The sequence below is a fragment of the Gammaproteobacteria bacterium genome (assembly GCA_029862005.1).
GTDB lineage: Bacteria > Pseudomonadota > Gammaproteobacteria.
This window is the reverse complement of the sequence record JAOTYD010000067.1, coordinates 1-7,255: the sequence shown is the minus strand read 5'-3', so window position 1 is coordinate 7,255 and position 7,255 is coordinate 1. Positions and strand designations below refer to the sequence as shown.

Genomic DNA, 7,255 nt, shown 5'->3' with positions numbered 1-7,255 from the left:
CACCCACGACACGGTAACCAAGATGACCTCCACCGCCGGAATGCCCGACATAAACTTCACCGGTCTCCATACCGATACGCAACGATGCCTCGAAAGCATCATGCCTGGCCCTGAAATCCTCGATGGCGTCAGCTGCCTGCAATGATGCCAGGATAGGCTTGATGCGTATCTCGACATCCGATTCTTGACCGGTCCAGGCGCACATAATGGCATCCGCGCGGAAATCGGTTACCGTTACATTATTATTTATTAGAGGTTGCGCCAACGTATCAAAGTAATCGTTTAAAAAATCAGCGAGCTCTCCGGGATCCATTTTTTCAGAAATGCTCGTAAAACCCTCCATATCGGTCGCCAGGCAAGTGCTGAAACTGACCTGATGAATATCTTCGGGCTTTAAGTCATTACTGGTCAGGGTTATTGAGACTTCCTCGGGCACATATCGGCTAATCGCTTCGCTGATATGTTTCACTTTATGGCGTTGCTGAAAGTACTGAATCAAAAGACCAATAAACAAGGCTAATGGAAATTGAACCATAATTGGGGTCGCTAGAGGTAGCCACAGGTAGCTATCATCGAATAGTGATTGTGAATAAAGAACAAACCCAACAGCAATAACAATGGACGTGGGAACACCCAGGATGGCCGGTGCATAATAAATCAACATGGTCATTAAAAAGCCAAAAGAAAACAGGATGATTAGCATGTCCTTAGCGTTGAGAATTTGCAGCGATTGTTTATGAAGCAAATTACTAAAGGCAGTTGCTGCAATTTCAACCCCACTTAAATCAATACCTTTTGCATTGGTAAACACGGTATAAAATCGATCTGGTTGGTTGGGGTCGTAAAAATCCGAATACCCCACAAATGCAACCTTGTTAGCCAAATCTAGTCCTTGTGCATTCGCATTTGAAATTGGATCTTGACCTTGAATGACGGCTTGGTAGGGAATGGTTTCTATGGTTCCCGGTGGTCCATAAAAATTCAGAAAGCGTTTATCGTCGCCGATGTACATGGAAACAAGTGATCTTAGTAGATGCTTGGTTTCCGCAGTCTCATTTGCAACCCAGGGCTTATTCAATTCGAGAGTAATACTATTAGTCAGTGCCGGCGTTTTCGATAACACACTTCGAATTCCGGTCATCAGATTGCGCAAATCATCGGGATTCGAAATATCTGATTCTGATTCTGGAATGTCTACCAATTTTGTCAATCCGCTATTGTTGAGCAATCGATAGAATTGATCATAAGCTCTTAGTGCGTGGATCTGGAAACCGACAGCGGGCATTGTCGGCATTTCTTGCGCACTGGTTTTGAACACCCAGAATTCATTGACCGAAGCTTCGGATCGGGGAAGTGGGAAAGGCCCTAAACCTCTTGCCACATCAGAAAGTATGGGTACTGGCGAATGCAACTGTTCGACCCAGAGATTACCATGGGACTTTCCGGTTTTATCATCCAGCGGACGTCCTTTCCCGATAAGATTTTGAAACAGCACGACATGGCCGGATCGCTTGATTGCATCGGCGAATGCCTGATCATCCTCCGCCGATCTTTGCTTGTGAAAATCAAGATCGAAAACAATAGTGGAAACGCCGAGATTGACCAGGGCGTCGACTAATTCGCCATGTATCGACCGGGGCCATTCTCGAGGTAACTCGGGGATACCCAACTTATCGCCGGTAAATCCATCGATTGCGATAACAACAGTTCCGGCGGGAGGTTTAATTGCGCCACGGCTAGTAAACAACCATTCGAGACCGAAACTTTTCTCGAATGAAATACCATAGGGCGATAATCCAAACAGGCTGCCAATCAAGCCTATCGTGATACCGAGAAGCAGACCTTTGATACCGCGCCGCATATGTGGTGACTATTAACCAGGAGATTGAATTTAGAGTTTTATCGATTACCAGATACGAATCTATCTCATATCAAAAATAATTTCAGGGTTAATGGTACAGTAAAGATAGGTTGTTACCTTCTGGCACCGACCACGATTGCTTTCAATCGAACTTAGGTAAAACAGGGCCAGGTCTTGTGTTTTGCTTGCTAGAAATCAACACCGGCTTAAGGTGCTCAATGCGATCTAGTTGAAGAACTAGCCAGCAGGAAATTAGCAAATAACAAGACCTGATCCCAGATTTTCTGTTGACTGCGGACCCCAACAATCAACTGCCTTGGGTTCAGACGTTGTAAGAATGGCATGGACGAGGCCACAATGGCCTCGCCCCTTACAGATCTGCTTTATTACCAGCAATAGAAGCTTGAATAGCCGCCAACTCCCCACTCGATGCACGGATCTGGGTCCCCCGGCATGATCCACTTTTGGGTACCGCCGAGTGCGGCAGGCGGTCCATCGGGCTTGTCCACGCCATCAGGCAGATCGTCCTCGGTTCTGATCCCAGGACATTTCCTGATTTTGGGTTTACCCTTTTTGTTTACGGTGACGACCAATACTAGTTTTTTGTCATCGCAGAAATCCTTGAGACCTGGAGGGATAGCGGCCGGTTCTACATCCGCGACAGCGGGAATTTGGATGGGAATTTCCCTGTAAAATTGGCTTGGATTTCGGACGCACGCTGTTAGTACGATTAAACTGAGTAGTCCTACGATCAATATTTTCATGTCTGATTCCTCTTTGTTTGCATTCAGTGATGATTTTTTCTACTTCGTGTGGGTGTGCAAATGACACGATCACCTCTCTCATGTATTGCACCGACCAAATCGGGTTCCTCTTAGTCGTAGTGTTTCTGTTTCTTCAGTTTCAAATTTTAATTGTGGTGCATTGGTAAAACTTTGATCAGTCAATGTGCCCTCACCTCCTCTGCAACGATGGGCTCAGAAGCTAAGCGTTACCCGGCCCATGACGGTGCGGTCGGGAATGAAGCGTGGATTGCTCGGCTCGGATCTCTGGATGTTGGCGTCCTGGAACAGGAAGTCTTCGTCAAATAGGTTTCTGACCTCCAGGCTCAAAATGCCACGGCGTCGGGGCAGGCGATAACCGATAGCAGCATCGACCACGACAAAGTCCTCGCTGTCTTCGCCAAAGGTCGATGTCGGCGCCAGGTCGACGTCTTGCTGTACAAATGTCGTACCGACCTGTGCGAACAATCCCGCTGCCCGGAAGTAACGAACGACGAATGGCAGGCTGGTCGTTTCAACTTCGGTCGGCAGGCTCAGACCCAATGTGTCTGTGCGCTTGAAGCGCTCGCGTTGGATTTCGACACGGACCGCCCATTCCGGGTGGGGTGTCCAATAGAGATAGACGCGGTCAAGGTCTTCGCGTTGGTCCTCGGGGGTAATCATCCCTGTAGTGCCCTGGATCCTAGGAATTTCTAAATCTCGATGCGAAAGCTCGAAGCCGGCGTAAAGCCCACTCGATAGCGAGTTGCGTCGCTCCGGCTGTCGGAGGGTTACATCGAGGCCGACTCCATAAAGCTCGGCTTTGGTGCCATTGAAGTCGTCGAAGAACTGGGCAAAACCCGCGACCTGCGTCGGCTCGAGCGTCTGCTCGGCGACCAGTGTCCGCTTTACGGTCTCCAGGTAGGCCGCTCGCAGACGGACCTTATCAGTGACGTCCCACCGCAAACCTACCTTGGGATTGGACTCATCCACATCCAGGAAGCCTTCCTCCACGGAATCATGGCTCGCGCCAACGGTCCAGGTTACGTCGGTGGGTCCGATCACATTGACGTATACGTACGCGTTGCGTTGTTCGTTCTCCGTGTCGGCGATGGTCGTGATCGTGCACACCCCGAAAAACGGCGGGAAGGGCGGGCAGATACCGCCCGGGAACGTTGGGCTCAGATCTATAACCTGGCGCCGGTCAACGTCGATGTCGGACGCACCGAGACCGGCCGTAACGTTGAAGCGATTGCCCCGAAATAGGTACTGCCCCTGAATGTCGTCACCCCCGGTCTCAAGGTCAACATCGAGAGTTGGAGTCATCGGATCCATTTGATTTAGCGCTTCTTCGCGGTCGGTCTGGATCAGCGATACGACGAAATCGGACCGCGGCGATGGTGCGAGGTGTAAGCTAAGTCGTCCGACATCCTGCTCGATGATCCGTCGCTCCGAGACAGAGAAGTCGTCGGGATCGAAGTTGAGACGCAGATCTCCCTGTTCGGTCTCGCGCTTTCGAAATTCGAATTGAATATCGATCTGTTCGCTGAGCGCGGCCTGGGCGAAAAGGTTGTAGATATCGTGCTCGACATCGTTGTTTGTCCGAAAACCGTCAGACTCATGATGGAACTGCCCAATACTGTAGGAGACACGATCCTTGATTCCAGACAGCACCACTTCATCGGCCCAGGTATCGTTGCTGCCAGACAGACCGGAAACAACGAACTGGTGGCCGTTACGTTCGAATAAGGGTGTAAATTCATTGAATGCCGCCTCAGCCGGGCCGGCGCCGGTAACGATACTAAGATCGATTTCCGGGAGTTGTGGTTGTACCGGGTTCATGTTGATTGGCTGAAGCAACTGCGATTGCAACAATTCGCTGGCGCGGGCGATTTCGTGGCGGGGTCGTGTCGCATAGCTGTCGGAGAGAAAGCGATGTGCGGAGTGATTTGCCGGATCGATGCTGAGTGATTTCGTACCTTCGACGACACCAAGTTGTTCGAAGCCGAGATCGTCGTAAATACGTGCCTGACTGGTACCTCTTACGGCTCGGTCTCTGTCCAGGTTTGGCCGTGAGCGATAGACGGCCCGATTATCATTCCTCTCGATCGAAGCCTCGAGATCCGCCAGCGCCTCGATCGGCTGGTTCTCGGTTTGCTTGCGAATGGCGTCATAGAACCAAGGTGTTGGATCCAGCGGATCCAGTTTTTTGGAAATATCGAATTGCGACTCAGCGAGATCATCACGTTTTTCTTCGTAGTAGGCTTTGCCTAAGTAGCTGCGAATCAGTGCGTTACCCGGATCAAGAATGACGGCAATTTCAATTTCCGCCCGACCCGCTGCTAAATCCCCCGCACGAATCATGGCAAGACCGAGGCCAAGCCGGGGCAACGGTGCTGCCTGATCCAGAATAATAGCCTTGTTAAAAGCATCTATCGCTTGCGGGATCTCGATTTGGGCAAGATAGGCGAAGCCCAGCACCGTTTGTGCTCGCGCAACATTCGAATTTAGGTCGACTGCAGTTTGTGCTGCAATAAGCGACTGATTCAAGTCCCCAACAGCAAGCCATAGCTCCGACAATCGCGCCCACCCGAGTCCATTCGATGGATGACGTTCGACAGCGCTTTGCATTGTGATCAGAGCGCCAGAAATATCCAGTATCGCTTGTTGCGCATAAGAGAGTGCAATCATCGCGGCGCCTGAATCAGAGTCCTGCGCCAACGCCCGATTCGCCAGCGCGAACGCCGAATCAAGATCATTTTGAGCCACGGCTATAATTGACTGCAGTGCCAAGGCATCAACGTTGGTTGGATCAATGTTTAATGCCTGCGCTATATCGGTGCGTGCCTCGTCAACCCGGCCGACGGCAAGTCGTTTTGATGCCCGACCGGTGTAAAAAAGCGGGTTATCGGCTTGATCAGCCTGCGCTTCCTCATCTGCAGCTGGAATTTCATCGTCAAAAATCGGAGCATAATAAAGCGTCCACTGCACGGCATCTCGTGGACGCACAGCTACTTGTGCTATGGGTTGTTGCCCAGTTCGAGCGGTTACGCGCTGCCCAGGTGTTACGTTCACATCACCGAAATCGGTGCTTACCGACACCTCACCCTCATAGACGGTTACAATGGTTTCATCTTCGGTAACTACAATCAAAAATTCCGTACCCTCGAGCCCAGCCCCCGCAAATGGCGTAATTACTTTCAGGGCCTGCGGATCACGACTAATGATATGAATTGCACCTTTGAGCAGCTCTAGCCATGATCGAGTTTCATCCTGAGGCTCGGTAAACGTGACGGTAGTGTTTTGATCGAGACGTAAAATTGTATCGTCAGGAAGTAGAATCGCTGCCCTGCCGTAAGCCAGCACACGAATAGAATCACCGATGGTGAAGACGTCGTTAAATGCGGCTGGTAACCACTCAGTTTGTGTTGCTTTTCGGGCCTCGACGGTCCCTTCAACTGATTTGAGTGTTGCGACCCATTTCAGGGTGTTTTGAGAAAGCGCCTGAGGTGAATGAAGAAATAAAAATAATAAACCAATCCACAGGCCAAGAATGTAGAATCGCTTATAGCGACTTACTTGGTCCCCTCTTGGTCGATGCGTTTCCCCAGCATACTCCGAGATGTAAGCGCATCGCCCCTGTTGCGCTACTCTCACCATTATTTTTTTGTTCTTTTAGAACAATCGGAAAGTAGATGCAGAATAGACACTCTTTCGCTGCTGGTCTAGTAGTTTCTGTCTATCAAACATTCCACCGCTAACAGAATGTAACGATTGAAGCCAGTAATTTTCAATCCTAATCAAAGCCTGCATCTTCCAATTCTTTAATCGCCATTTTTAATTCCAGATAATGACCTCGTTGTTCTCAGAAGACTCTTCACCCGTACTGGCAGTTGCCTCAATATCCTGAAGCCCTACCTTGAAATTGACATAGGTCTGATCTCCCTCATAGCTTTGCTGAAGAGACGGAATGATTAAATTCAGCTCGCTCGTTGTTTTCTCTTTGTCCTCAAGCTCGACTTTTGGGCCATATACCGTTATTTCAGGCACCAGTATCAAGCGCGCCATTTTGTCATCGGACCCCTTCGGACTAAGCGTTTCCCGGTCAAGCAAATTTACAAAACTTGCTGTGACCAAACCGCTTTTGATTACCGAACCTGTTTGATCAACTAAGTTCAGTTTCACATTGAACTTGACGCCATCCGCTTTATGTTCAGTTAATTTTGCCGCCAATACCTGAGCTGAAAAAAACAGGCAGAAAAATCCAAATATGTAAGCCAGTTCTATAATCATCGCGCTTTCCTCGTTTCCCAACGCCTTTATAGTGGGCCAATTAGTTGCACGGGTATGTGGTTTTTACCACATCAAGCATGGTTCTCATCAAGAGATTGATCGCTGCAAGCGCAAATTTTTGTAAACCCACCTTGATTCCATTTACTCAAAACCACTCGCCCTTGTTGCGCTCACCGATTGTCCCCGTTCGCGTGTGTGAAATGCCACATACAAACATTTCTATTTTTACGATCATAGGAAGCGTCAATTAAACGAGGAATACCTGACACATCCAGGTGGGTAACCTAATGAAGTTAATGATAAAGAATATGATCAGCTTATTCAGTCGAAACAATACGGA

The 7,255-nt window shown here is 49.3% G+C and carries 4 protein-coding genes; all 4 read right to left on the bottom strand.

Going from position 1 to position 7,255, the window contains the following annotated elements; genetic code table 11:
* Nucleotides 1-1,861 (bottom strand): adenylate/guanylate cyclase domain-containing protein (locus OES20_18475; GenBank protein ID MDH3636681.1); only part of this gene is annotated, 1,861 nt, incomplete at its 3' end.
* A 386-nt stretch (nucleotides 1,862-2,247) separates the two neighbouring features.
* Nucleotides 2,248-2,625 carry a hypothetical protein gene (locus tag OES20_18470; protein MDH3636680.1) on the bottom strand — a complete coding sequence of 126 codons (378 nt, stop codon included), beginning with the start codon at nucleotides 2,623-2,625 and terminating at the stop codon, nucleotides 2,248-2,250.
* A 213-nt stretch (nucleotides 2,626-2,838) separates the two neighbouring features.
* Nucleotides 2,839-5,988, bottom strand: a complete 3,150-nt coding sequence (locus OES20_18465) for a TonB-dependent receptor (protein ID MDH3636679.1) — start codon at nucleotides 5,986-5,988, stop codon at nucleotides 2,839-2,841.
* Between the two features lie 471 nt (nucleotides 5,989-6,459).
* Complete coding sequence (locus tag OES20_18460; GenBank protein MDH3636678.1) at nucleotides 6,460-6,915, bottom strand: hypothetical protein; 456 nt, start codon at nucleotides 6,913-6,915, stop codon at nucleotides 6,460-6,462.
* Nucleotides 6,916-7,255: the final 340 nt, after the last annotated feature.

Bases quoted from the DNA above. Each gene is read 5' to 3' on its own strand.
- OES20_18470 (MDH3636680.1), bottom strand. From the start codon at position 2,625: ATGAAAATATTGATCGTAGGACTACTCAGTTTAATCGTACTAACAGCG.
- OES20_18460 (MDH3636678.1), bottom strand. From the start codon at position 6,915: ATGATTATAGAACTGGCTTACATATTTGGATTTTTCTGCCTGTTTTTT.